20 protein-coding genes and 1 tRNA gene are annotated in these 24,758 nt (G+C 68.8%); 14 read left to right on the top strand and 7 right to left on the bottom strand.

Annotated elements, in window-relative coordinates:
- Positions 1-7 precede the first annotated feature (7 nt).
- The 8 genes from aroA (at position 8) to AC2YHA_RS09615 (ending at position 11,334) form a co-directional block, all read left to right on the top strand.
- The gene (gene aroA, locus AC2YHA_RS09580; protein WP_487401306.1) at positions 8-1,342 is read left to right on the top strand and encodes a 3-phosphoshikimate 1-carboxyvinyltransferase; all 1,335 of its coding nucleotides are present in this window, start codon (positions 8-10) and stop codon (positions 1,340-1,342) included.
- On the top strand, positions 1,339-1,989 hold the full coding sequence (gene cmk / locus AC2YHA_RS09585; RefSeq protein WP_233785621.1) for a (d)CMP kinase: 651 nt from the start codon (positions 1,339-1,341) through the stop codon (positions 1,987-1,989). Before aroA ends, cmk begins: the two co-directional genes overlap by 4 nt.
- A 190-nt stretch (positions 1,990-2,179) precedes the next feature.
- Positions 2,180-3,892, top strand: coding sequence for a 30S ribosomal protein S1 (gene rpsA / locus AC2YHA_RS09590; RefSeq protein ID WP_233785620.1), 1,713 nt, complete (start codon positions 2,180-2,182; stop codon positions 3,890-3,892).
- A 131-nt stretch (positions 3,893-4,023) separates the two neighbouring features.
- A complete protein-coding gene (locus tag AC2YHA_RS09595; RefSeq protein WP_487401307.1) occupies positions 4,024-4,305 on the top strand; it encodes an integration host factor subunit beta in 282 nt (93 codons plus the stop codon).
- Positions 4,306-4,551: 246 nt separating this feature from the next.
- Positions 4,552-4,638 (top strand) — tRNA-Leu (locus tag AC2YHA_RS09600).
- Between the two features lie 305 nt (positions 4,639-4,943).
- Entirely contained in the window at positions 4,944-7,613 is a 2,670-nt protein-coding gene (locus AC2YHA_RS09605; RefSeq protein WP_487401308.1) for a TonB-dependent receptor plug domain-containing protein, read from the top strand.
- Positions 7,613-8,698, top strand: coding sequence for a pyridoxal phosphate-dependent aminotransferase (locus AC2YHA_RS09610; protein WP_487401309.1), 1,086 nt, complete (start codon positions 7,613-7,615; stop codon positions 8,696-8,698). Before AC2YHA_RS09605 ends, AC2YHA_RS09610 begins: the two co-directional genes overlap by 1 nt.
- A 245-nt stretch (positions 8,699-8,943) precedes the next feature.
- On the top strand, positions 8,944-11,334 hold the full coding sequence (locus tag AC2YHA_RS09615) for a TonB-dependent receptor (protein WP_487401310.1): 2,391 nt from the start codon (positions 8,944-8,946) through the stop codon (positions 11,332-11,334).
- Between the two features lie 192 nt (positions 11,335-11,526).
- On the opposite strand, the gene AC2YHA_RS09620 is transcribed toward AC2YHA_RS09615, so the two are convergent.
- Genes AC2YHA_RS09620 through AC2YHA_RS09650 form a run of 7 tightly spaced genes read right to left on the bottom strand, consistent with a single transcriptional unit; the run spans position 11,527 to position 17,747 of the window.
- On the bottom strand, positions 11,527-12,684 hold the full coding sequence (locus tag AC2YHA_RS09620) for an LLM class flavin-dependent oxidoreductase (RefSeq protein WP_487401311.1): 1,158 nt from the start codon (positions 12,682-12,684) through the stop codon (positions 11,527-11,529).
- A gap of 8 nt (positions 12,685-12,692) precedes the next feature.
- Positions 12,693-13,655: an LLM class flavin-dependent oxidoreductase gene (locus tag AC2YHA_RS09625; RefSeq protein WP_487401312.1), complete on the bottom strand. Its 963-nt coding sequence runs from the start codon at positions 13,653-13,655 to the stop codon at positions 12,693-12,695.
- The gene (locus tag AC2YHA_RS09630) at positions 13,652-14,260 is read right to left on the bottom strand and encodes a nitroreductase family protein (protein ID WP_233785613.1); all 609 of its coding nucleotides are present in this window, start codon (positions 14,258-14,260) and stop codon (positions 13,652-13,654) included. Before AC2YHA_RS09630 ends, AC2YHA_RS09625 begins: the two co-directional genes overlap by 4 nt.
- Positions 14,260-15,105, bottom strand: coding sequence for an ABC transporter ATP-binding protein (locus tag AC2YHA_RS09635; protein WP_487401313.1), 846 nt, complete (start codon positions 15,103-15,105; stop codon positions 14,260-14,262). Before AC2YHA_RS09635 ends, AC2YHA_RS09630 begins: the two co-directional genes overlap by 1 nt.
- Positions 15,106-15,118: 13 nt before the next feature.
- Complete coding sequence (locus AC2YHA_RS09640; RefSeq protein ID WP_487401314.1) at positions 15,119-15,898, bottom strand: ABC transporter permease; 780 nt, start codon at positions 15,896-15,898, stop codon at positions 15,119-15,121.
- Positions 15,895-16,638: an ABC transporter permease gene (locus AC2YHA_RS09645; RefSeq protein ID WP_233785610.1), complete on the bottom strand. Its 744-nt coding sequence runs from the start codon at positions 16,636-16,638 to the stop codon at positions 15,895-15,897. Before AC2YHA_RS09645 ends, AC2YHA_RS09640 begins: the two co-directional genes overlap by 4 nt.
- Positions 16,635-17,747, bottom strand: coding sequence for an ABC transporter substrate-binding protein (locus AC2YHA_RS09650; protein WP_487401315.1), 1,113 nt, complete (start codon positions 17,745-17,747; stop codon positions 16,635-16,637). Before AC2YHA_RS09650 ends, AC2YHA_RS09645 begins: the two co-directional genes overlap by 4 nt.
- Positions 17,748-17,999: 252 nt before the next feature.
- Between AC2YHA_RS09650 and AC2YHA_RS09655 the strand changes: the two genes are divergently transcribed.
- The 6 genes from AC2YHA_RS09655 (at position 18,000) to AC2YHA_RS09680 (ending at position 24,732) form a co-directional block, all read left to right on the top strand.
- On the top strand, positions 18,000-19,067 hold the full coding sequence (locus AC2YHA_RS09655) for an ABC transporter substrate-binding protein (protein ID WP_487401316.1): 1,068 nt from the start codon (positions 18,000-18,002) through the stop codon (positions 19,065-19,067).
- A 78-nt stretch (positions 19,068-19,145) separates the two neighbouring features.
- The gene (locus AC2YHA_RS09660) at positions 19,146-20,276 is read left to right on the top strand and encodes a sigma-54 interaction domain-containing protein (RefSeq protein WP_233785607.1); all 1,131 of its coding nucleotides are present in this window, start codon (positions 19,146-19,148) and stop codon (positions 20,274-20,276) included.
- Positions 20,277-20,439: 163 nt separating this feature from the next.
- Positions 20,440-21,537: an ABC transporter substrate-binding protein gene (locus AC2YHA_RS09665; RefSeq protein ID WP_487401317.1), complete on the top strand. Its 1,098-nt coding sequence runs from the start codon at positions 20,440-20,442 to the stop codon at positions 21,535-21,537.
- A gap of 11 nt (positions 21,538-21,548) precedes the next feature.
- Positions 21,549-22,295 carry a class II aldolase/adducin family protein gene (locus AC2YHA_RS09670; protein WP_487401318.1) on the top strand — a complete coding sequence of 249 codons (747 nt, stop codon included), beginning with the start codon at positions 21,549-21,551 and terminating at the stop codon, positions 22,293-22,295.
- 5 nt (positions 22,296-22,300) lie between these two features.
- On the top strand, positions 22,301-23,665 hold the full coding sequence (locus AC2YHA_RS09675) for an LLM class flavin-dependent oxidoreductase (RefSeq protein WP_487401319.1): 1,365 nt from the start codon (positions 22,301-22,303) through the stop codon (positions 23,663-23,665).
- 14 nt (positions 23,666-23,679) lie between these two features.
- Positions 23,680-24,732, top strand: coding sequence for an ABC transporter substrate-binding protein (locus AC2YHA_RS09680; protein WP_487401320.1), 1,053 nt, complete (start codon positions 23,680-23,682; stop codon positions 24,730-24,732).
- Positions 24,733-24,758: the final 26 nt, after the last annotated feature.

Below are 24,758 nucleotides of genomic sequence, written 5' to 3' on the forward strand. Positions count from 1 at the left end.
GCGGCCGATGCACGGCTCCCTTCCCCGTCCGCTTTCGATTTCCGCCTCTGGTCCGCTCAGTGGAACGGTGACCGTTCCCGGCGACAAGTCGATCAGCCACCGCTCGCTGATGCTGGGCAGCCTCGCGGTCGGCGAGACGCGAATCGAAGGGCTGCTGGAGGGCGAGGACGTGCTCGCCACCGCCGCCGCGATGCAGGCGATGGGCGCGACGATCGAGCGCGGCGACGACGGCGTGTGGCGCGTCCACGGCGTCGGGGTCGGCGGGCTGCTGCAGCCGGCGAGCGCGCTCGACATGGGCAATTCGGGCACGTCGACGCGACTGCTGATGGGGCTGGTCGCGAGCCATCCGATCACCACCACCTTCATCGGCGACGCGTCGCTGTCGAAACGCCCGATGGGGCGCGTGATCGCGCCGCTCTCCCAGATGGGGGCGGACTTCACCGCGAGCCCGGGCGACCGCCTGCCGCTGATGGTGCACGGGATCTGCCCGGCGGTGCCGATCGAATACGAGCTGCCGGTCGCCTCCGCGCAGGTGAAGTCGGCGGTGCTGCTCGCCGGGCTCAACGCGCCGGGGATCACGCGGGTGATCGAGCGCGTGCCGACGCGCGACCACAGCGAGCGGATGCTCAAGGGATTCGGGGCGGAACTGACCGTCGAGGACGGCGTGATCTCCATCACCGGCGAGGCGGAGCTGAGGCCCCAGGACATCGTGGTGCCGGGCGACCCCTCCTCTGCCGCCTTCTGGATGGTCGCGGCGTCGATCGTGCCGGGGAGCGACATCGTCATCCGCAACGTCGGGCTCAATCCGACCCGGGCGGGATTGCTGACCGCGCTCAGGCTGATGGGCGCCGACATCGCCGAGCAGGATGCGCGCGTCGTCGGCGGCGAGCCCGTCGCGGACCTGCGCGTGCGCCATGTCGGGCTCAAGGGCATCGAGGTGCCGCCCGAGCTCGCGCCGAGCATGATCGACGAATATCCGGTGCTGTTCGTGGCGGCCGCCTTCGCCGAGGGGACGACGGTCGCACGCGGCGCCGAAGAGCTGCGCGTCAAGGAATCGGATCGCGTCACGGCGATGGCGGAAGCGCTCGCCGCCAACGGCGCCCGCGTCGCCGAGCTTCCCGACGGCATGACGATCGAGGGCACCGGCGGCGAGCCGATCCCCGGCGGCGCCCGCATCGCCTCGCAGCTCGATCACCGCATCGCGATGAGCATGAGCGTGGCGGGCATGGCGTCGGCGCGGCCGATCGAGATCGACGACGCGAGCCCGATCGCCACCAGCTATCCCGATTTCGTCGCCACCGCCACGAAGCTCGGCGCCGATCCGCGGTGGCTCGACCAATGATCATCGCCGTCGACGGGCCTGCGGCCTCGGGCAAGGGGACGATCGCGCGCGCGCTCGCACGTCATTTCCGCTTGCCGCACCTCGACACCGGCCTGCTCTATCGCGCGGTGGCGGCGACCGTGCTCGACAACGAGCTCGATCCCGAGAAGGAGGCCGATGCCGTCGCCTCGACCGATTTCGACGAGGCGCTGCTCGCCGAGGAGCGGCTGAAGGACGACCGGATCGGCAAGGTCGCCTCGATCGTCTCGGTCCATCCGCTGGTGCGCGCCGCGCTGCTGCAGCGGCAACGGCGTTTCGCCCAGCAGCCTGGCGGCGCGGTGCTCGACGGGCGCGACATCGGCACGGTGATCGCGCCGGAGGCGGAGGTGAAGCTGTTCGTCAAGGCGACGCCGATGATCCGCGCCCGCCGCCGCCACGCCGAGCTGCTCGCGCGCGGCAGCTTCGTCAGCCTCGACAAGGTGCTCGCCGACATCCGCGCCCGCGACGAGCGCGACAGCACGCGCAGCCAGGCGCCGCTCAAGCCCGCCGACGACGCCGTCTTGCTCGACACCAGCTTTCTCTCTATAGACGCCGCCGTCCAGCGGGCGATCGCGCTCGTGGAGGCACGGACGGGGCAACGGGCGGCGACGCCCCGATCCCCCGCATAGGCGCGGAGCGGACCGGGCATCCGGTCGCGCTGGCCGCGCCATTTGCGCATTTGTCCTGACTTCCTCGCTCGGGTGTGAACCGCCCCGGTGGACGCCGCGACCGGCATCCGGCCGCCGCGGCGAATCGGCCCAAAGACCGCCGGAGACAACCGGCTGGCCGGAAACGTGAACGAATAGGACCCTGTTTCTTATGGCAACTGCCGCCAATCCCACCCGCGACGATTTCGCCGCGCTGCTCGACCAGACGCTCGGCCAGGCCGACGGCTTCGAGGGCCGCGTGGTCATCGGTACCGTGACCGGTATCGAGAACGACATGGCCATCATCGACGTCGGCCTGAAGTCGGAGGGCCGCGTGCCGCTCCGCGAGTTCGCCGCCCCCGGCCAGAAGGCCGAGCTCAAGGTCGGCGACGAGGTCGAGGTGTTCGTCGACCGCGTCGAGAACGCCAATGGCGAGGCGATGCTGAGCCGCGACCGCGCCCGCCGCGAGGCCGCGTGGGACAAGCTGGAGGCGGAGTTCGCCCAGGGCAACCGCGTCGACGGCGTGATCTTCGGCCGCGTCAAGGGCGGCTTCACCGTCGACCTCAACGGCGCGGTGGCCTTCCTCCCCGGCAGCCAGGTCGACATCCGCCCTGTGCGCGACGTCACCCCGCTGATGGACATCCCGCAGCCGTTCCAGATCCTCAAGATGGACCGCAAGCGCGGCAACATCGTCGTGTCGCGCCGCGCGGTGCTGGAAGAGACCCGCGCCGAGCAGCGTTCGGGCCTGATCCAGTCGCTCCACGAGGGCCAGGTGATCGACGGCGTCGTCAAGAACATCACCGATTACGGCGCGTTCGTGGACCTGGGCGGCATCGACGGCCTGCTCCACGTCACCGACCTCAGCTACAAGCGCGTCAACCACCCGAGCGAAGTGCTCAACATCGGTGACACCGTCCGCGTCCAGATCATCCGCATCAATCGCGACACGCAGCGCATCAGCCTCGGCATGAAGCAGCTCGAGAGCGATCCGTGGGACGGCGCGGCGCAGAAATATCCGGTCGGCGCCAAGCTGTCGGGCCGCGTGACCAACATCACCGAGTACGGCGCGTTCGTCGAGCTCGAGCCCGGCATCGAGGGCCTGGTCCACGTCTCCGAGATGAGCTGGACCAAGAAGAACGTCCATCCGGGCAAGATCGTCTCGACCTCGCAGGAGGTGGAAGTGGTCGTGCTCGAGGTCGACGAGGAGAAGCGCCGCATCAGCCTGGGCCTCAAGCAGGCGCAGCAGAACCCGTGGGAGGCGTTCGCCGCCGCGCACCCGGTCGGCTCGACCGTCGAGGGCGAGGTCAAGAACGCGACCGAGTTCGGCCTGTTCATCGGCCTGGACGGCGACGTCGACGGCATGGTCCACATGTCCGACATCGCCTGGGGCATCTCGGGCGAGGACGCGCTCAACCTGCACCGTAAGGGCGAGACCGTGCAGGCGGTCGTGCTCGCGGTCGAGCCGGACAAGGAGCGCATCAGCCTCGGCATGAAGCAGCTCGAGCGCGGCGGCGTGCCGAGCCCGGCGGCCGCCGGCGGTGCGCGCGTCAACAAGAACGAGATCGTCACCGTGACGGTGCTCGAGGTGCGTGACGCGGGCCTCGAGGTCCAGGTCGGCGACGACGGCGCGACCGGCTTCATCAAGCGCACCGACCTCGGCCGCGACCGCGACGAGCAGCGCCCGGAGCGGTTCCAGGTCGGGCAGAAGTTCGACGCGATGGTCACCGGCTTCGATCGTTCGAAGAAGCCGACCTTCTCGGTCAAGGCGATGCAGATCGCCGAGGAGAAGCAGGCGGTGGCCCAGTATGGTTCGTCGGATTCGGGTGCGTCGCTCGGCGACATCCTCGGCGAGGCATTGAAGGCTCGCAACAGCGAAACCAAGTAAGGGGTCTGGCCGGGGCGGCGCATCCGTGTCGCCCCGGCCCGACATACGTGTCGCAACGGTTGATAAAAGCCGTGCGTTTCGCGTAGGATAGGCTAAATGCGGCGCGTGTCGCCGCTGCCCCGGGGGGTAGAATGATCCGATCCGAACTCGTCCAGCTCCTCGCCCGCGATCACGCCGACCTGTCGGTGCGCGACATCGAGAAGATCGTCGACGTTTTCTTCGATCAGATCGTCGACCGCCTCGTCGCCGACGGCCGCGTCGAGCTGCGCGGCTTCGGCGCCTTCTCGACCCGTGCGCGCGACGCCCGCACCGGCCGCAACCCCCGCACCGGCGAGACGGTGAGCGTCGAGGCCAAGCGGGTGCCCTATTTCAAGCCGGGCAAGGAAATGCGCGCGCGCCTCAATATGGAGTGAGGCGGATTCGAGCTAGGGCGGATTGCAGAGAACCTGACCCGCCATTCGTCACCCCGGACTTGTTCCGGGGTCCACCGCGCAGCAAGGCGACTTCAAGGTTCGGGCTGGAACCTCACCGTCAGTTTTCGTGGAGAAGTGGATGCCGGAACAAGTCCGGCATGACGATCGGGAAGGCGGGGTCGGAATATCAAATAGTGATCGGCGGGTTGACGCGGGCGCCGCCACGCGCTCCGGTCGAAGCTATGCGCGGACGTGGCGAAATTGGTAGACGCACGGGACTTAAAATCCCTTTCCGGTCACGGAGTGCGGGTTCGAGTCCCGCCGTCCGCACCATAGTTATGATAGTCGACTTTTATTTGGTTCGCTGAACGCGTGACAGCCCAACCCACGTCCGCGCCGACGTAAGCGCGATTCCGATATCCCTTCAGCCCAGCTTGCTACCGCCGAAGCATTTCTTCTAATTCATACTTAAAAACTAGGAATATTGCTGCCCTACCGGCCTGCTGCCCACGGCAGGAGATCGGTGGGCGGGCGGACACCCGGTGTCGAGCCTCGTCGAAAGTTCGAACCGGGTCGGAACCGCGCGTCCACGAAAGCAAACCGGCGCGTCTGTCCCGTTGATCTGAAGGGGAACAGACATGGCGATGAAATTCCTGCTCCTGGCCGGCACCCTGCTCGGCCCCGCGCCGGCGCTGGCGCAGCAGTCGGCGCCGGGCTCACCGGCCGATCGATCGCAGCAATCGGCGGAAACGGCGCCGGACGATAGCCGTGACGGAGAGATCGTCGTCACCGGAACCCGGCTCGGCGAGCGCACCGTGACGACGTCGCCGGTGCCGATCGACCTACTGCGCGGCGACGATCTGCGCGCCTCCGGCTATCAGGAGACGACGGAAGTGCTGCGCCAGCTCGCGCCGTCCTTCGCCTTTGCGACGCCGACCACGCCCGACGGCAACACCCACATCCATTCCGCGTCATTGCGCGGCCTCTCGCCCGACGAGACGTTGGTGCTGGTCAACGGCAAGCGGCTGCATACCGCGGCCTGGGTCAACACCGGCGGCACCATCGGCAAGGGCGCGGTGCCGACCGATCTCAACCAGATTCCCGCCGCCGGGATCGGCCGGATCGAGATTCTGCGCGACGGCGCCTCCTCGCAATATGGCTCCGACGCAATCGCCGGCGTCATCAACATCCTGCTGCGCGAGGATACCGCGCTGCATGCGACGGCGAGCGCCGGGTCGACCTATGATGGCGGGGGCGACACTTATGAATTCTCGCTGGGCGGAGGGCTCAAGCTCGGCGACGATGGATTCGTCAACGTGACCGGCTATTACCGCGACCACGAGGCGGCGAACCGGGCGCGGCCGGACACGCGCCAATTCTATCTCGGCACCTCGCCGACAGGTACGCCTCAGCCGCTTTCCGCGCGCTATGGCGCTGGCATCGGCCTCAATCCGCCCGGCGGCGTCGCCGGCACCCGGCTCGACCCGCGCGAGGCGAGCGTCGACCGCAACGTCTGGCGCTTCGCCGACGAGGGCGACCTCAAGGACGCCTCGGTGATCGTCAATCTCGAGAAGCCGCTCGGCGCCGTCGAGCTTTATGGCTTCGGCGGCTATCGCGTGAGCAAGGCGCATTCCAACGCCTCGTTCCGCCGGCCCGGCCAGGACGAGAACGTCCGCGCCATCTATCCCGACGGCTTCCTGCCGTTCGTCAACACGCGCAGCACCGACTATTCGGCAGCGCTTGGCCTGCGCGGCGAGGTCGCCGGGTGGAAATGGGACCTGTCGACGGTCTACGGCGGCAACAGCATCGAATACCGTACCGAGAACACGCTCAACGCGACGCTCGGCACCGCCAGCCCGACGCGCTTCTACAACGGCAAGTACGAGAACTCGCAATGGACGAGCGACCTCACGCTCTCCAGGGCGTTCGAGGTCGGGCTCGCGGCACCGCTCAGCTTCGCCGTCGGCGCCGAGTATCGCCGCGACGGCTACAAGATCGGCGCGGGCGAGCCGGCGAGCTATGCCTATGGACCGGAGCGCATACTCGACGGCCCCAATGCCGGCGCGGTGCCCACCATCGGATCGCAGGGCTTCGCCGGCATCCAGCCGGGCGACGTCGTCGACGTTCACCGCCACGCGATCGGTCTGTTCGCCGAGCTCGGCACCGAGCTGGTGCGCGGGTGGGAGATCGACCTGTCGGGCCGCTATGAGGATTACAGCGACTTCGGCGACACCTGGAACGGCCAGGCCTCGACACGGATCGCGTTGCCCGCCGGGTTCGCGCTGCGCGGGTCGGTCGGCACCGGCTTCCACGCACCGGCACTGGCGCAGCAGTATTTCAGCTCGACCAGCAGCCGCACCATCGTCAACAATTCGACCGGCTTCCCGGAATTCGTGCTGGTCCGCACCGCCCCGGTCGGTTCGGCATTGGCGCAGGCACTCGGCGCCGAGCCGCTGCGGCCGGAGAAGTCGACCAACTGGGGCGGCGGCCTCACCTATGCCGGCGGCGGGCTCACCGCATCGGTCGACTATTACCACATCGACATCGACGACCGCATCGTGCTCTCGTCCAACTATGTCGATGCGCCCGGCAGCCGGCGGCTGCGCGACTATCTCGCCAGCATCGGCATCCCGGGCGTCACCAGCGTGCGCTATTTCACCAATGCCGTCGATACGCGCACCCAGGGCGTCGACGTCACCGTCGCCTATCGGGCGCGTCTGGGGGATTCGGCCGACCTCAGGCTCAGCGCCGCCTACAATCACAACGAGACGCGCATCCGCCGGATCGCCGCGACGCCGCTTGAGATCACCGCCCTCGGCATCACCACGCCGCTGTTCGACATCAACGAACGTACGCGCGTCGAGTACGGCCAGCCGCAGGACAAGGTCGCGCTCGGCGCCAATCTCCGGCTCGGCGCGATCACCTTCGACGTGCGCGCGACTCGCTACGGCGAAGTCGAGCAGGTTGCGCTCACCAACCAGTCGGTGGCGAACCTCGCGCTGATCGCCGCGGGCTCGACACCCTACCGCACCGTGCCCACCGAATCCGGCGCGGCCGGCAACGTCGACGTGATCCAGCGGCTCAAGGCGAAATGGGTGACGGACTTCAGCTTCACCGGACAGGTGAACCCGCACCTCGCGGTCACCGTCGGCGCCAACAACCTGTTCAACGTCTATCCGACCGAGAACATCCGCTCGACCCCGGCGCTGACCGGCGCCGACACGTTCGGTGCTTTCCCCTACAGCGAGTTCTCGCCGTTCGGCTTCAGCGGCGCCTTCTATTATGTCCGAGCCGGAGTGCGCTTCTGATGGACATGCCCCTTCTCAACCGCCGCGAATGGCTGGCGATGAGCGCCGCCGTCCTCGCCGCTGCCCCGGCGGCGGCACGGCCAGCCGGTGGCGAGCGGATACGCCTGTCGCTCAACGAAAACGCATACGGACCTTCGCCTCAGGTCGCACCGGCGATCGCCCGCGCCACGACCGGGATCGAGCGCTACGTCGACCAGGCTGAGGTCGATACGCTCGCCCGACAAATCGCAACGCTGGAGGGTGTCGCCCCCGAGCAGGTGGTGGTCGGCGAAGTGCTGGCGCCGCTCGGCGCCTATCTGGCGCGTCAACATCAGGGCGGCGGGATCGCCTATTCCGCGCCGGGCTATACCGAGCTCGTCGATTTCGCCGCGCCGCTGGGCGGTGTCGCCGTGCCGGTGCCGCTCGACGACAGGCTCGAGAACGACCTGCCAGCGCTGGCGCGGGCGATCGATGCCCGGACATTGGCGGTGTCGCTGGTCAATCCGCATAATCCCTCCGGCACCGTCGGAGATGCCGCCACGCTCCACCGGTTCATCGCCGATGCGGCGGCACGGACGCTGGTGGTCGTCGACGAGGCCTACCTCGAATATGACGACTTCGCCGCACGTAGCGCCGTCCGCCATGTGCGCGAGGGACGCAACGTGCTGGTGTTCCGCACGCTGGCCAAGATCTACGGGCTCGCCGGTCTGCCGATCGGCTATGCGCTGGCACCGGCGTCGCTGGCCGACGGGCTGCGCAAGACCGGCATCGGCGCGCCGCATTCGCTGAGCCGCCCTGCCCTGGCAGCGGCCGCCGCCGCGCTGGCCGATCAACGGCATGTCGCCTCGGTCCGGGCGGCGGTCGTCTCCGAGCGGCAGCGCCTGACCGCGATCCTCGACGAGCGAGGCCTGCGTCACAGCGACAGCCGCGCCAATTTCGTCTTCTTCGCTCCGCCCGATCCGCAGCGCTATCGTACCGCCTTCACCGCCGCGGGCATCGAGATCGCGCGCGCTTTTCCGCCGCTCGACGGCTGGATCCGGATCACCATCGGCCAGCGGAGCGAGAATGATCGCGTCGCGGCGGTGCTTCGCCAGATGCCGGCCTAGCATCCCTCTGTGGCCCGTATCCGGCGACGCGCTTTCCCGAGGCGAACACTGTTGCAGAAGCAGCAAGCCGGTGACCGCAGATGCTGCGATCGCATCAGCATCGGTGTGCGTGGCCGTCATCGCCCGCCCGGTTTCGGGGCGGAGCGGCCGTAAATCGGCATCGCCGGCCGTCTGGCACGTCACTTGCGATCCCGTCGACGAACACGGCGCGCATCTCGCCGCCAGTCGATCGGGGGATTTCCGACTTGTCACAGCTACCGACCCGAACCGCGTCCGTCGCCCTGGCCCAGACGAGTGCTCTCGCGTTCGTGCTCGCGATGGCGACTCCGGCCTTTGCCGTGTCGCTTCCGGCCGACCGCCCTTCTCCCGCGCACACCGCCAACGATGATCCGCTGAAAACAAGGCCGGCGGAAGGCAGCGAAGGCGAGGAGGCCCGCGCGGCCGCCAGCGGCGACATCGTGGTGACCGCACAACGGCGCGAGCAGCGGCTGCAGGACGTGCCGACCGCCGTGACCGCGCTCGGCAGCGACACGTTCAGCGTCGGCGGGATCGGCCGCTCGGCGAGCGAGGTGCTGAACCTCGTGCCCAACGCCTCCGCCGGCACGCAACAGCACGGGCGCCCGCGCTGGTGGATCCGCGGCGTCGGCGCCGGGCAGCAGCAGCTCGACCTCGCCAACCCGGTCGGCTTCTACCTCGACGACGTCTACATCAGCAATGCGAGCGCCACCGGCCTGCCGCTGTTCGACATCGAGCGGGTCGAGGTGCTGCGCGGCCCGCAGGGCACGCTGTGGGGCAAGAACACCACCGGCGGCGCGATCAACGTGATCTCGAAACGCCCGTCCCTCACCGGCGGCAGCGACGACAACTACGTCAAGCTCGACTACGGCAGCTACGACAACAAGATTGCCGAGGGCGGCGTCGGCGTCGCGCTCGTGCCCGACGTGCTCGCGACGCGCCTCTCCTTCCACCTCGACGACCGCGATGGCCGCTTCACCAATCTCTTCACTGGCGAGAAGTCGAACCACGTCGTCGACAATGTCTTCCGCGGGCAGCTGCTGTTCGCGCCGGCCAAGGACTTCGAGGCGCTGCTGAGCGTCCATTACCGCGACTATCGCACCGACGGCACCTATTGGACCACGGCCAGCTACCTTACCAGCGGCGTGGTGCGGAACGGCTATGCCCCGTCCACGGACAAGGACGAGATCAGCACCAACGCGGGCGAATACAGCCGCAGCAACCAGCTCGGCGGCTGGCTGCATCTCGACTGGACGATCGGCGACGGCCTGACACTCACCGCGATCACCGGCTATGAGCGGTTCAAGACCCGCGGGCCGGGCGACAACGACTATACGCCGCTCGAGATTTCCCGTTCCTATACCCGCGCGCGCAGCAGCCAGTGGACCCAGGAGCTGCGCCTCGCCTCGCCCCAGTCGGACCGGCTGAGCTGGATTCTCGGCGCCTATTATTTCAACGAGAAGATCGTCTCCGACGCCTATTCGGCGACGTTGCCCGCCGGATCGGTGCCGGCCCAGCCGGGCAGCACGGCGCCGGCCGCCTACAGCTGGACCGCCTATGACCATCGCGCGGAAAGCGGCGCCGCGTTCGGCAGCACGACCTTCGCCTTCACCGACGCGCTCAAGCTGACGCTCGGCGCGCGCTGGACGCGGGAGACCAAGACGCTCGACCTCGACCGCCTCGCCTCGCCCAGCGCGGCAGCGACCGGCTGGAGCAACTATGCGCGCTGGTGGGACAGCTATACCGGCGGCTTCGGCGGTGCCGGCACCTTCTCCGGCGATCTCAGGAAGACCTGGGACGCCTTCACCTACGACGTGACGCCGGCGTGGAAGGTCGACGACGACAATCTGCTCTACTTCAAGTTCGCGCACGGCGTGAAATCGGGCGGGTTCAACACCGCGGCGACCTTGCCGGCCGCGCTGCTCGCGGTCGAACCGGAGAAGCTCAATTCGTTCGAGCTCGGCTACAAGTCGCAGTGGTTCGGCAAGCGCCTCACCTTCAACGCGACGCTGTTCCACTATGACTATGACGACGTGCAGATCAACGTGGTCGGCCCGAACCCCGGCGCGGTGGGCGGCGCGACCGTCTCCTATCTGCAGAACGCGAAGAAGGCGCACGTCAACGGCGCCGAAATCGAGCTGGAGGCGACGCCGGTCGACCGGCTGAAGCTGAGCGGCGCGGTCGGTATCCTCGACACCAAATATGACGAGCTGCAGGTGGTGAACGGCGGCGCCGACCTGTCGGGCGCCCGGTTCGTGCGCGCGCCCAAGCTCACGCTCAACGGCAGCGCCAGCTACACGGTGCCGCTGGGCGGGAGCGGCGATCTCGAGTTCGCCGCCGACGCGCGCTATACCTCGCTGCAATATTACTACATCACGCCGCAGGATACGGCGAACCGCTACCTGCTGACCCAGCCCGGCTACACGATCGCCAACGCGCGGATCACCTATACGTCGCCGGACGAGCGCTACACCGTCTCGGCCTATGTCAACAACCTGCTCGACACCGACTATCGCAACCACGCGCTGCCACAGGCCAATCCCGTGCAAGGGATCACCGGCGACGCCGTCTACTGGGGCGATCCGCGCACCTATGGCGCGTCGGTGATCGTGCGGTTCTAGGGTCGGATTCGGCCAATCTGAATCTGTTCCCCGGCGAAGGCCGGGGCCCAGTCTCGAACCGCTCGCAACTGGGCCCCGGCCTTCGCCGGGGAACAGCTGCTTCAAGTCAGATGGATCAAACTCTAGGGCGCGATCCAGCTCAAATTAACCGTCGTTCCGGTAAAAGCCGGACGACGGTTCAAGCGCCGCGGATCACTCCGCCGCCTGCAGCAGCGCCTCCGCCTGGCCGCCGAGCAGGGGAAGCACTTCCTCGCCGACGCGGTAGGCCTCCTCCAGATGCGGCGTTCCGGCGAGGATGAAGGCGTCGGTGCCGCGGGCGATCAGCTCGTCGAGCTTCGCCGCGCACTGCTCGTAGCTGCCGACGATGCCGAGCGCCGGGCCGCCGCGCAGCAGGTTGAACCCGCCCCACAGGTTCGGCGCCACGATCAAATCCTCATAGCGTTGCGCCTCGCTCGGCCTGAGCGCCTGCTGACGCGCGGCCCCTACCGAATCCGTGGGGCCGCCGCGGCTGGCCCGACGGCGCTCGTCGCCGACGTTCTCGAAGCCGATGCGGATGTCGCGCCAGGCCTCCTCCTCGGTCGGCCGGGCGACGAGATCGACGCGGACCGCGCATTTCTGCTCGCCGCCGAGCGCCGCGGTCCGCTCCTTCACCCGCGCGAACTTGTCGGCCAGCTGGTCGAACGGCTCGAGCCAGGAGAGATAGTAATCCGCGTGCTTCGCCGCCGACTGCAGCGCCGCCTCCGACGAGCCCGAGAACCAGATTTCCGGCAATTCCTCCAGCGCCAGTAGCGGCGAGAGCCCGCCATCCTCGACCTGGTAGAAGCGGCCCCGGTAGGAGAAGCCCTGCCCCTTCCACACACCCTTGAACACATCGAGGAACTCGGTGGTGCGGCCATAGCGGTCGTCGTGGCTGAAGCTGTCGCCCCACCAGAGCTGGGCCGGGCCGCCGCCGCCGGTGATGATGTTGAAGACGGTGCGCCCGCCCGTCGCCCGCTGCAGGCTTGCCGACATGCGCGCGGCGTGCACCGGATTGAGGAAGCCGGGCTGGAAGGCGATCATGAAGCGGAAGCTCCGGGTCTCGCGCGCGAGCAGCGGCGAGATCACCCAGGGATCGTCGGTGTTGGGAAAGGACGGGATCAGCCCGCCGATGAAACCCGCGCTCTCGGCCGCCTTGGCGATCTCGGCGAGATGGTCGATGTAGCGGAAGCCGTCGTCCTCGCCGTCACGGTCGAGCCCCGGAGCGATGTTGTGCGGGCCGAGCGGCGACCAGTCGCCGCGATCATAGGCGCCGTGGCGGATGCTGCCGTGGCAGCCGTGGGTGGGCAGTCGCCAGTAGAAATCGATCGTCATGGGACACCTCAGGCAGCAGCGGGAACGCGCTCGGTCAGCGCATGGAAGCGGGGAAGGACATGCTGGCCGATGCGATACGCTTCCTCGAGCGAGGACGGCGCGGTCAGCACGAAATGGGTGATGCCGAGCGTCGCCAGCTCGGCCAGCCGCGCCGCCACCTCGTCATAGGTGCCGACGATCGCGTCGCCGCCGATGGCGATGCGGTTCGCGTCCGCCCGGGCCTCGTCCTGATCCTCGCGGGCGAGCACCGGCTGGATCAGCCCGAAGGCGACCGACCGACCCTCCCTCAGCGCCAGCGTGTCCAGCGTCTCGACCAGCGCCCGGAGCTTCGCCAGCGGTGCCGCAGCGAAGAGGTGCACGTCGGCGGCGCGCGCCGACAGCGCCAGCGCCTCCTCGCTCTCACCCTGGAGGAATACGCGGGGAAACGCCACGCGGTTGAGCGGCGCGTCGAAGCCGCCATCCTGCACCTCGAAATGCCTGCCGGCGAAGGAATAGGGCCGCTCGCCATGGACGCCGCGCGCGACCTCGAGCAGTTCCTCGATCCGTTCGACGAGCTCGTCCTCCGGCACGTGATCGCCGTCGCGGGCGCGGACGACGGGATCGGCCGACGGCGCGATCGCCCAGCCGAGCCGGCCGTGCGCCGCCCGCTGGAAGCTGACCGCCTGCTTGGCGGCATAGACCGCCGAGCCGGACCAGGCTGGAAATTCCGCGATCAGCGTGATCCGCCGCACCTCGCGCGCGATCGCGGCCGCGACGATACGGCTGTCGTCCGATTGCGGCCGATGCGGCAGGAACACGCCATCGAACGCCGTCTGCGCCGCCGCCTGCGCGATCTGGGCGTAATAGTCGTAGCGGTTCAGCGTCGGTGTCCGCACGTCGCGGAACAGCGTCGGCCCGCGCGGCCGCGCGCTCGGTTCCGACCGCGCCGGCTCCTCGGCGACGTCGATCTGCCAATAGCTGTGGATGGTCATGCCGCGTTCCTCTCGCTTGCGAAGGCGGGCAGCCCCAGTCGGCCCGCGAACACCGTCTCGTCGAGCGGCCGGCGGCCACTGGGGCTCTCGCCCGCGTGGAATTCGGGATGGAGCGTATCGAGGCTCCCCAGCCGCCCGAGCGCGACGATCATCTCGACCGCATGGTCTTCTGGCACCGCGAGCCGCTCGCGTGCGGCCGCGCGGTCGAAGCCGCCGATGCCATGGGTATGCCAGCCGAGCAGCAGCGCCTGATGCGCGAAGTTCGTCCAGGCCGCGCCGGTATCGAAGCTGTGCGAGACGTTCGCCACGATCTCACCGCGCCGTTCGACCTGCAGCACCGAGAGCACCACGATCAGCGCCGACGCCCGGCTCGCCCAGAGCGCGTTGCGCGGCGCCAGCAGGCCGACGAAATCCTCCCAATGCGCGTCGCCGTGGCGCGCGATCAGGAAGCGCCACGGCTGCGCATTCGATGCCGACGGCGCCCAGCGCGCCGCCTCGAACGCGCTCAGCAGCACCGCATCAGGCACCGGCTCCGCGGTGAAGCTGCGCGGCGACCAGCGGTCGACGAACAGCGGCTCGACGGGATGATCCGGCCGACGCGCCATCAGCGCTCCTCCCGCGCCGGCAGGCGCACGAGATTGGCGGGATCGCTTGGCGTCGCGGTCAGCTCTGCGAGGATCTCGTCCTTGAGCTTGTGGAGCAGCGGCGCGCCGCGCTCGCGCGGGTGCGGCAGGTTCACCTCGACGATCCGGCGGATGCGGCCGGGGCTCGGCGCCATCACCACCACGCGGTCGCCGAGGTAGAGCGCCTCCTCGACGTCGTGCGTCACCATCAGCATGGCCGAGCGCTGCGCCATCCAGATGCGCTGCAGCTCGTTCTGGACATGCACCCGCGTCAGCGCGTCGAGCGCGCCGAGCGGCTCGTCGAGCAGCAGCAGCTTGGGCGCGGTCACCAGCGCGCGGGCGATCGCCGCGCGCTGCGCCATGCCGCCCGAGAGCTGGTGCGGATAGGCCTGCTCGAACCCCTTGAGGTTCACCAGCGCGATATGGTCGGCGACGATCTGCGCCCGGCGCGCCTTGGGCGTGCCGGTGTTGAGCAGCGCCAGCTCGATGTTCTGCTCGAGCGTCATCCAGGGAAACAGGCGATGGTCCTGGAAGACGATGCCGCGATCGAGGCTGGTGGTGGCGATCCGCTCGCCGTCGAGGCGGATCTCGCCGCCATAGTCGTGATCGAGCCCGACGATCAGCCGGAGCAGCGTCGACTTGCCGCATCCGGAGGCGCCGACGATGCTGACGAACTCCCCGGGCTTGACTGTCAGGTTGATGCCCTCGAGCACCGGCCGCGGCGTGCCGCCGATGGTGAAGCTCTTATGGAGATCGGTGATCGACAGCGCGCCGCGCGGTACAGGTGGCGCCTCGGCGGCCGGTTTCGGCAGGGCTTCCTGAAACATCATGGTCTCCCGGTCAGAGGGGCGCCGCCTGCCAGCGCAGCAGATGCGCGCGGAGGCGGCGGAAGAGGTGGTTGATGACGAAGCCCAGCAGCGCGGTGGCGATGATCGCGACCAGGATGATGTCGAGCCGCTGCTGCATCTGCGCGAGCTGCATCGTCACCCCCAGTCCGCCGCCGGTGCCGAGCAGCAGCTCGCTCGCGATCGAAGCGATCCAGGAGAAGGCGAGCGCCTGGGTGAGTCCGGTCAGGATCAGCGGCATCGCCGCAGGCAGCAGGATCAGCCGGAAACGCTGCACGGACGTGAAGCCATAGACCTGCCCGACGTCGAGATAGCGCCGCTCGACATTGGCGACGCCCTCATAGCTGTTCAGCATCGACGGGAAGAAGGCCGACATGCTGACCACGATCAGCTCGGTCCCCCGCCCCGTGCCGAACCACAGGCCGAGCAGCGGCAGCCAGCCGATCAGCGGCACCTGCCGGATCGCGTGCAGCAGCGGGCCGAGCACGCGGTCGAGCGGACGCCAGACCGCCATCGCGACACCGGTGGCGATGCCGAGCGTGCCCCCGATCGCCAGCCCGGTCAGGCTGCGCGACAATGTCGCGAACATGTCGAGGAACAGCAAGCCGTTTCCGGCGAGCTCGACGAAGGCGGATCCGATCGAGCCCAGCGGCGCGAAGGCGAGCGCGCGGGCGTCGCCGGAGGTCGCCTGCCATTGCCACCAGGCGAGGATCAGCGCCGGCGCCGCCAGCCCGATCGCGACCCGCGCCCAGCGGCGGGACAGCAGGGCGCTCATGCCGTCCTCCACCGCGTCGCGCGGCGCTCGATCGCCTTGGCGCCGCGATCGAGCGCGAAGCCGATCAGCCCGCTCACCACCACGCCCGCCAGCACCACGTCGATGCGGAAGAGCTGGCGGCCCATCTCCATCATCTGCCCGATCCCGCTGTCGGCCGCGAGCAGCTCGGCGGCGACGAGCACCACCCAGGCGCGGGTCAGCGCCACGCGCAGCCCGGTCAGCACGGCGGGCACGGTCGCAGGGATCAGGATGCGGCGGATGAGGTCGGGCAGCTGAAGGCGATAGACCCGCGCAACCTCGAACCAGGCCCGGGGCACGCCGCGCACGCCGTCGAAGGTCGCGAGCGCCACCGGGAAGAACGCGGCGAGCGCGACCACCGCCACCTTGAAGGGCTCGTCGATGCCGAGGAAGATCACCAGCATCGGCACGAAGGCGATCACCGGCACCTGCCACAGCGCCAGGAACAGCGGCGCCAGCGCGGCCTCGGCCAGCGGCGACAAGGCGATGCCCGCCCCGAAGGCGAGGCCGGCGGACGCGCCGATCGCGAAGCCCAGCGCCAGCCGGAACATGCTCTCACCGATGTGGCGCTGCAACTCGCCGGTTTCGGCGAGCGAGGCGAGCGCGCGCGCCACCTCGCTCGGCGGCACCAGCACCTGCGCCGGAAACACGCCGCTGAGGCAGGCAAGCTGCCACAGCGCGAGCAGGACCAGCGGCGCGATCAACGCGGAGCGCGCCGTCACGAGTCCGTCCTTGCCGCCACCGCCGACGCGGCCGGCGCGTTCCAGAAGCCTTCGAGCTTCAGATTGTGCAGCGATCGGGTGACGAACCGGTCGTCGAGCAGCCGGTCGGCGTCGATCTTGCTGCGCACCAGCCCGCGGTCATAGGCATAGGCTGCGGCAGCACGGTAATGCTCCGCGACCTCGGGCCGGAACAGCGGGGAGAAGCGATCCCGCCAGGGGATGCCGGACTCCGCATAGTCCCTGGCGATGACCTCCTCGGGCACCGATCCGCGTGCGGCATCGCGGATCACCTCGGCGCGGTTCTCCTCGCGCGCGGACCAGGCGGCGGCGCGGACATAGGCATCGACCACCAGCTGCGTGAGCTGCGGATTGTCGTCGACGAAATCGCCGCGCCCGAACAGCTCGGCACGCATCTTCCAGTCGGCCGGCGCCTGCTTGGTCGACCAGATCACATGGCCGATCCCCTTCTGCTCGAGCAGCAGCCCGTCGAACAGCAGGAAGGCCGCGTCGACGTTGCCGGAGGCGAGCGCCGCAGGCGTGGCGGCGGGGTTGATGTTGACGATGGTGAAATCGCTGAGCTTCAGCCCGTTGGCGTCGAGCAGCTTGGAGAAGGGCAGCTCCCACGGCCGCCCGCGGTGGAGCGCGATGCGCTTGCCCTTGAGGTCGGCGATGCTCTTCGCCGCGAGGCCGTTGCGGACGACCAGGTAGGAGTTCTGTCCGCTCCCGATCGGCGCGACCAGCTTGAGCGGTACGCCCCCCGACACCGCGATGATCGCCGGGAAGTCTCCGTATCCCGCGAAATCGATCCGCTTGCCGGAGAAACCCTCGTTGATCAGCGGCCCGCCGACCGCGGTCGGCACCGGCGTGAAGGCGAGCTCGACGCCGCGCTTCGCCAGCTCCGACTTGAGCCAGCCCTGCTCGATGACCACGCCGGTCAGTCCGTTGTAGACCTGCCGTCCTTCGTAGGGATAGGCGATACCGGCGATGGTCACGGTCTTGGGCGGATCGCTGGCCCGGTCCCGGCCAAGGAACTGAAACGCGACCGCAGCGGCGACCAGGGCGAGGACGACCGCACCGATCCACAGGCTGCGCGATTTCGGATTTGCCACGTCGTGAGGCTCCTTTCCGCCGGCACGATGCACTTCACGTGCCAAGCGCGGGCCCCAGAGCGGGAAGCCGGAACCAGGCGTTGGGGGGCCGTTTCACTGCGCAATTCGAAGCAGCGCGCCGCATGGAACTGCGCGAAATGCAGCGGTCCGGGCGACAGGGGTATGAGCCGATCAGCCTCCGACGACTTGGCACGTCCTTTGCTCAATCCTTTGCTGGCGCCTAGCCTCGCCAATGAAAGGGAGACGGATCGGATGTCCGGATGCGCCGCCGCACTGGATGAGGACACGCCCGACTGCATCTGGATCACGCGATGTCCCGTCCCAGCGGCATCGGGCGTCGCCTGGTCGCTCGGCTGGATGACCGAGGAGTTCGGGCGCGACGGCATCGCGGTCAAGCGCGTCCGCGAGGGCGGGCTCAACCTCGTCGCGCCCGATCCGGAGCGCCAGGCCCGCTATCTCTTCCGCGAAGGCGGCAACATCCAGGCGCTCGCCGCGCGGGCGCTGGGCGCGCCGACGCGCGTGATCGGCCTCACCTGGATCGACGAGCGCCAGGCGATCATGATCCGCCCGGACACGCGGATCATGGCGCCGGCGGACCTCAAGGGGCTACGCTTCGCCCTCCCAGGCTTCGCGCGCACGCGCGGAGAGAGCATCGCGCGGGGTATGTCGCTCCACGGCATCCGCAGCGCGCTGGCGCTGGGCGGGCTCGATCTCGAGGATGTGGAACTGGTCGACGTCCCGGCCCCGCCGGTGGAACAGCCGAGCGCACAGGGCATGCGGCGCCTGTGGCTCGGCCTAGAGTGGCTTGCCGCCGGCCGAGTCGACGCGGTCTATGTGAAGGGCGCCGCCGCGGCGGAGAACGCCGCCCGGCTCGGTCTGTCGATCGGCATCGACCTCGACGCCTATCCGAGCCGGCTCGCGCGCGTGAACAACGGCACGCCGCGCCCGATCACCGTGCACGAACATATGATCGAGCATCACTTCGACCTCGTCGTCCGCTTCCTCGAGCAGACCCTCCGCGCCGCCGACTGGGCCTCGACCAACCTGGCCCGGCTGAAGCACATCCTGGCGCAGGAGACGCTCGCCGGCAGCGTCGGCGTCGACGCCGCCTATCGCAATGACTTCCATCGCTCGCTCCATCCCGATCTTTCGGCCGACCGGATCGGGATGCTCGGCACGCAAGCCAACTTCCTGTGGTTGCACGGTTTTCTGGAGGAGCCGGTGGACATCGCCCGCTGGGTCGATCCGCGTCCGCTGCAGGCCGCGATGCGCCGGCGCGCCGCCTTCGGCACGGACTCGCCGACGATGGTTGAAAGCTGAGCTAGGTCCCGCCCTTTATTTCCTACTTATTCACTAGGGATTATACTGCTATCCTTCCGGGCAGATCGGGAGGAACCCATGGTCGCAATTCCACAGGCCGATCTCGCAGAGCGAACCAATGTCGGTGCCGGTGCCTCACCGCGCCTTGGCGGACACCCGGTCCTGTCCTTCGATTCGGGCAAGCATCATTCGGTGGGCGTGCGCGCCCGTGCGTTCGTCTTCTCCGATCCGCAGTCGCGCGCGCTGGTTCCGCTGATCGAGAAGACCGCGCCGAGCGAAGCGAACATCCTGGTGATCGGCGAAACCGGGACCGGCAAGGAACTGGTCGCGCGCTACGTCCATGCGCTGAGCGATCGTGCGCAGGGTCCGTTCATCGCGGTCAACTGCGGCGCCTTCTCCGAGACGCTGATCGAGGGCGAGCTGTTCGGCTATGAGAAGGGCGCCTACACCGGCGCCCATATCGCGCGGCCGGGCTGGTTCGAGGCGGCGAACGGCGGCACCCTGTTCCTCGACGAGATCGGCGACCTGCCGCTGTCGCTCCAGGTCAAGCTGCTGCGCGTCCTCCAGGAGCGCGAGGTCGTCCGGCTCGGATCGCGCACGCCGATCCCGCTCGACGTGCGGGTGATCGCCGCGACCAATGTCGACCTCCACCAGTCGGTGGCGGCCGGGGCCTTCCGCGCCGATCTCTTCTACCGCCTCCAGGTGGTGACGGTGCCGCTGCTGCCGCTCCGCCGGCGGCGTGCGGACATCCTGCCGCTCGCCCGGCATTTCCTCCAGATCTACGGCGACAGGATCCAGCCGAACCGACTCGACCTCAGCCCCAGCGCGGAAGAGGCGCTCTACCGCTACGACTGGCCGGGCAACATCCGGGAGCTGGAGAACGCCATCCATCGCGCCGCGCTGGTATGCCAGGACGGCCTGATCCAGGTCGAGGACCTCGGGTTGCTGCCCGCGGGCGATACGCTCGCGCTCATCGGATATGAAGAGCCGGGCGATAGCGCCGCACCGGCGAACCTCGAGGAGATCGTGCGGCCGATGATCGCGAAGCTGCTCGACGGCGGCCATGACGCGCTGCTGGACCGGCTGATCAGCGCGGTGGTGACCCAGACGTTCGAGCAGCACGGCTCCAACCAGATCAAGACCGCCGCCGCGCTGGGCGTGACGCGCAACGTGGTGCGGACCTATCTCAAGAACTTCGGGCTGATCTGACGGGCGACGCGAGGGCGCTTCGGTGAAAACTCACCACGCTCGCTGCTGAATATCGCGCACCGTCCCGCCGCCCCTGCGTCCGGACCGACGCAATTCCGGGCGGATCGCGCTTGGCACGTCCCTTGCTCCTTCTTCCGGCAGGAACCGCCGAAGGAGACTGGCGATGGCAACGGTGTTGGAACAGGCAGTGGACAGCACGCCTGCGGAGCTCTGGTTCACGCGCTGCCCGGTGCCCACCGCGACCGGCATCGCCTACAAGCTCGGCTGGCTCGCCGAGGACTTCGCCGCCGACGGCATCGCGATCCGCACGCTGCAGGAATCGGGCTCCGAGCTTGCCCGGCACCATTATGACCACCGCCTGCCGACGCTGATCCGCGAAGGCGGCAACATGCTGGCGATCGCCGCCCGCGCGCAGGGCGAACCGACCAAGCTGGTCGGCCTCACCTGGATCGAGGAGAGCCAGCTCATCCTCACGCGCCCGGGCACAGGCATCCGCAGCGCCGCGGACCTCACCGGCCGCCGCCTCGCCCTTCCCGGCTGGACGAGGAACGACATCCCCAGCCACGTCCGCGGCACCAGCATCGCACGCGGCATGTCGCTCGCCGGCTACAAGGGCGCGCTCGCCTCGGCCGGCCTGACCCTCGACGACGTCGTGCTGGTGGAGGTCGAGGACCATCTCCGCAACATCGGCGGCAGCGGGCGCGACCTCGCGCCGCGCCGGTCCGGCGTGGGGCGGCTGTGGCCGATCCAGGCACTGGTCGACGGCCATGTCGATGCGATCTACGTCAAGGGCGCAGCGGCGCTCGACCAGGCGCGCGAGGCGGGACTGGTCGTTGCGATCGACCTCGACGCGCTGCCCGATCGGCGCTTCCGCGTGAACAACGGCACGCCGCGGCCGATCACCGTCCACCAGTCGCTGCTCGACGATCATTTCGACCTGCTGGCGCGCTTCCTCGCGGTGACGCTGCGCGCCGCCGACTGGGTCGCCGATCAGCCGGACAGGCTGCGCACGATCCTGGAGTTCGAGACCGAGGGCAGCGCCGCCGCGGTCGTCCAGGCCTATGGCCGCCTGCACGAAGGGCTGCACCCGACGCTCGATCCCGAACGGGTCGCGCTGTTCGACCAGCAGAAGAAATTCCTGTTCACCCACGGCTTCCTCGACGCGGATTTCAGCCTGTCCGACTGGATCGACCCGCGCCCGCTCGAAGCCGCCCGCGCGCTCAACGACCGCGCCGCCATCCGCGCCCACCAACCTGCCTGAGGAGGATCGTCATGTCCGTACAGTCCAGCCTGTCGCCCGAAGCCATCGCCTTCGTCACCAAGACCGAGCAGGAGGCCCGCCGCGCCTTCCGCCTGCTGCGCGAGACGCGCACCGTCTCGGCGAGCGGCACCCTGTTCTTCGCCGTCCGCATTCCCGGCGAGAACAAGATCGTCACGCTCAACTACCTCGGCCTGTGGGAGGACGATCCCGATCAGCCGCAGACGGCGGTGATCGATTTCGACGGCAACAGCCTGTGGAGCAACAAGCCCGGCGGCGCCGCGCGCTACCTCAAGCTGTTCAAGACGCACGCCGACGTCCAGGCGATCAGCCACGTCCACACGCCGCATCTCGGCGCCTATTCGCAGGCGCATCAGGCGCTGCCGCTGCTCTATGTCCCCAACCGCCGCTTCCGCTTCACCGCCGAGCTGCCGGTCTACATCAACCGGCGCCAGGCCGAAGTCGACTTCATTCTCGACTCGATCGAGCAGGACCATGAGGTGCCCGGCATCGTCGAGGCGAACGGCGGCGCCACCATCTGGAGCTGGAAGGGGCTGCGCGACCTCGTCAACACCATCGTGCTGCTTGAGGAAGGCGCGCAGTTCCAGATCCTGGGCGCGGCGCTGGGCGGCTCCAAGCCCTTCGGCCCGGGCGTGCTCGAGCAGCAGTGGAAGATGGGCAAGCTGGTACCCCAGGACGCTCATGTCGACGACGACGGCACGATCCACTACGCCGACGCGGCGGCGGAAGCGGCGGAGTAACGCCGATGACGGCCAGCAAGCGGCAGCTCGCCCTCGGCGTGTTCCTCACCCGCCATGGGCATCACCCCGGCGCATGGCGCCAGCCCGGCTCGGCGGAGAGCGGGCGGCCCGATTTCCGTTACTGGGCCGGACTGGCGAAGACCGCCGAGCGCGGCAAGTTCGACACTGCCTTCTTCGCCGATTTCGTCGGGATCGCCGGCGACAGCACCAAGGGGATCGAGCGGCGCCACGCCTTCCTCGATTTCGAGCCGCTGACGCTCACCGCCGCGCTCGCCGCCGTCACCAGCCGGATCGGGCTGGTGGCGACGGTGAACACCAATTTCGATCATCCCTATGCACTCGCCCGGCGTTTCGCCGCGATCGACCATATCAGCGGCGGGCGGGTCGGCTGGAACATCGTCTCGTCGCTGGCCGACGGCGCCGCGCAGAGCTTCGGCGTCGAACAGCCGCTGAGCCATGCCGAACGCTACGAGCGCGCGTCCGAGTTCGTCGACGTCGCCCGCGCACTCTGGGACAGCTGGGAGGACGACGCGTTCGACCACGCCGACCGCGACAGCGGCCTCTATCTCGATCCGAACGACGTCCATCCGGTGCGCCATCAGGGCAGATATTTCCAGCTCAGCACCGTGCTCGACGCCGCGCGTCCGATCCAGGGTCACCCCGTCTTCGCCCAAGCCGGCAATTCGGAGGTGGGCCGCGAGTTCGCCGCCAAATATGCCGAGATGATCTACGCCGCTGCGCAGTTCATCGAGGAGGCGCAGCGCTTCTATGCCGATGTGAAGGGTCGCATGGCCAGGCACGGCCGCGATCCCGACACACTCAAGGTGATGCCGGGCCTGTCCTTCGCGATCGGCGGCAGCCGGCAGGAAGCGCAGGACAAGTTCGCCGCGCTCGAGGCCGCCGTCGATTTCTCCGGGGAGCTCAACCTGATGGGTCAGGATGTGAGCGGCTATCCGCTCGACGGCCCGCTGCCCGATCTGCCCGAGCCGGAGAACGGCAAGGGCCGTTGGCGCCAGCTCACCGAGCTCGCCCGGCGCGAGAATCTCACGATCCGCCAGCTCTTCCTGCGCTTCAACGCCGTCAGGGGGCATCGCGTGGTGATCGGCACGCCGGCCGACATCGCCGACCAGATCCAGGACTGGTTCGAGCGCGGCGCCGCCGACGGCTTCAACCTCATCCCGCCGCTGCTGCCGAGCTCGCTCGACGAATTCGTCGACCTGGTGGTGCCCGAACTGCAGCGCCGCGGCCTGTTCCGCACCGAATATGAGGGAACCACGCTGCGCGAGCACCTGAACCTCCCGCGTCCGCGGATCGCCTCCGCCGCGCCGAGCGAAGCGCCGGCGCCGCCTGCCCTCGCCGCTGTCTCCTGATTGAGGATCTGCCCATGACCGACACGCTCGACACGCTCTGGTACACGCGCTGCCCGGTTCCGACCGGGCTCGGTATCGCCATTCAGCACGGCTGGCTGGAGGAAGCCTTTCGGGCACGGGGCACGAAGCTGTCCTCGCTGCTCGAATCCAACGACTTCGCGACGCGCGAATCGCATTTCAGCCACACGGTGCGCAATTCGGTACGGCACGGCGGCAACATCCCGGCGATCAGCGCCAAGGCGCGCGGGCGCGACACGCGGGTGATCGGCCTTTCCTGGGCCGACGAGACGCAGCTGATCCTCGCCAGCCCGGAATCGGGTATCCGGGGCGTGAAGGACCTGAAAGGCCGCCGCTTCGGCCTGCCCAACTGGAAGCAAGTCGAGATCGACTTCACCCGCGCCCAGGCGATCCGCGGGCTGGAGAACGCACTGAGCCTCGAAGGGCTGAAGGTCTCGGACGTCGAGCTGGTCGATCAGGACATCGACAGCCACTACAGCGACGAGCAGGCGGTGAATGTCGGCGGCACGCTCGCACGCCGCGTGGGCAGCCGGGCACGGGCGAACAACCTGGAGCTGATCGCGCTGCTGCGCGGCGAGGTCGACGCGATTTTCCTCAAGGGCGTGCACGGCGCGCAGGCGGCGAACCAGTTCGGCCTGACCACGGTAATCGACACCGGCGCCCATCCCGAGCCGCTGATCCGCTCGAACAACGGCACGCCGCGCACGCTCGCGGTCGACGGCCATCTGCTCGACAATCACTTCGACGCGGCGGTCACCATCCTCGACCAGGTACTGCGCGCCGAGGCCTGGGCGCAGGATCATCCGTCCGAGGTGCGCCGTTATCTCGCGCGCGAGACCAATTCGAGCGAATATTGGGTGTCGGTCGCCTATGGCGAGGACGCGCAGAAGCGCCTCAAGACCGATCTGGCGGAGCAGTCGATCGCGGCGATCCAGGATTTCACGGATTTCCTGCACCGCTGGAACTTCATTCCGCAGAGCTTCGACGTCCGCGGCTGGATCGATCCCCGGCCGCTGGAGACGCTCAGGTCCGCTCATATCGCAGCCTGACGCCGTGATCCCGGCACCGGGAGCTT

Source organism: Sphingomonas sp. SRI_018 (assembly GCF_057586275.1).

What these genes read in the sequence shown, in the direction of transcription:
- aroA (WP_487401306.1), top strand. Translation starts at nt 8, where the DNA reads ATGCACGGCTCCCTTCCCCGTCCGCTTTCGATTTCCGCCTCTGGTCCG.
- cmk (WP_233785621.1), top strand. Translation starts at nt 1,339, where the DNA reads ATGATCATCGCCGTCGACGGGCCTGCGGCCTCGGGCAAGGGGACGATC.
- rpsA (WP_233785620.1), top strand. Translation starts at nt 2,180, where the DNA reads ATGGCAACTGCCGCCAATCCCACCCGCGACGATTTCGCCGCGCTGCTC.
- AC2YHA_RS09595 (WP_487401307.1), top strand. Translation starts at nt 4,024, where the DNA reads ATGATCCGATCCGAACTCGTCCAGCTCCTCGCCCGCGATCACGCCGAC.
- AC2YHA_RS09605 (WP_487401308.1), top strand. Translation starts at nt 4,944, where the DNA reads ATGGCGATGAAATTCCTGCTCCTGGCCGGCACCCTGCTCGGCCCCGCG.
- AC2YHA_RS09610 (WP_487401309.1), top strand. Translation starts at nt 7,613, where the DNA reads ATGGACATGCCCCTTCTCAACCGCCGCGAATGGCTGGCGATGAGCGCC.
- AC2YHA_RS09620 (WP_487401311.1), bottom strand. Translation starts at nt 12,684, where the DNA reads ATGACGATCGATTTCTACTGGCGACTGCCCACCCACGGCTGCCACGGC.
- AC2YHA_RS09625 (WP_487401312.1), bottom strand. Translation starts at nt 13,655, where the DNA reads ATGACCATCCACAGCTATTGGCAGATCGACGTCGCCGAGGAGCCGGCG.
- AC2YHA_RS09630 (WP_233785613.1), bottom strand. Translation starts at nt 14,260, where the DNA reads ATGGCGCGTCGGCCGGATCATCCCGTCGAGCCGCTGTTCGTCGACCGC.
- AC2YHA_RS09635 (WP_487401313.1), bottom strand. Translation starts at nt 15,105, where the DNA reads ATGTTTCAGGAAGCCCTGCCGAAACCGGCCGCCGAGGCGCCACCTGTA.
- AC2YHA_RS09640 (WP_487401314.1), bottom strand. Translation starts at nt 15,898, where the DNA reads ATGAGCGCCCTGCTGTCCCGCCGCTGGGCGCGGGTCGCGATCGGGCTG.
- AC2YHA_RS09655 (WP_487401316.1), top strand. Translation starts at nt 18,000, where the DNA reads ATGTCCGGATGCGCCGCCGCACTGGATGAGGACACGCCCGACTGCATC.
- AC2YHA_RS09660 (WP_233785607.1), top strand. Translation starts at nt 19,146, where the DNA reads ATGGTCGCAATTCCACAGGCCGATCTCGCAGAGCGAACCAATGTCGGT.
- AC2YHA_RS09665 (WP_487401317.1), top strand. Translation starts at nt 20,440, where the DNA reads ATGGCAACGGTGTTGGAACAGGCAGTGGACAGCACGCCTGCGGAGCTC.
- AC2YHA_RS09670 (WP_487401318.1), top strand. Translation starts at nt 21,549, where the DNA reads ATGTCCGTACAGTCCAGCCTGTCGCCCGAAGCCATCGCCTTCGTCACC.
- AC2YHA_RS09675 (WP_487401319.1), top strand. Translation starts at nt 22,301, where the DNA reads ATGACGGCCAGCAAGCGGCAGCTCGCCCTCGGCGTGTTCCTCACCCGC.
- AC2YHA_RS09680 (WP_487401320.1), top strand. Translation starts at nt 23,680, where the DNA reads ATGACCGACACGCTCGACACGCTCTGGTACACGCGCTGCCCGGTTCCG.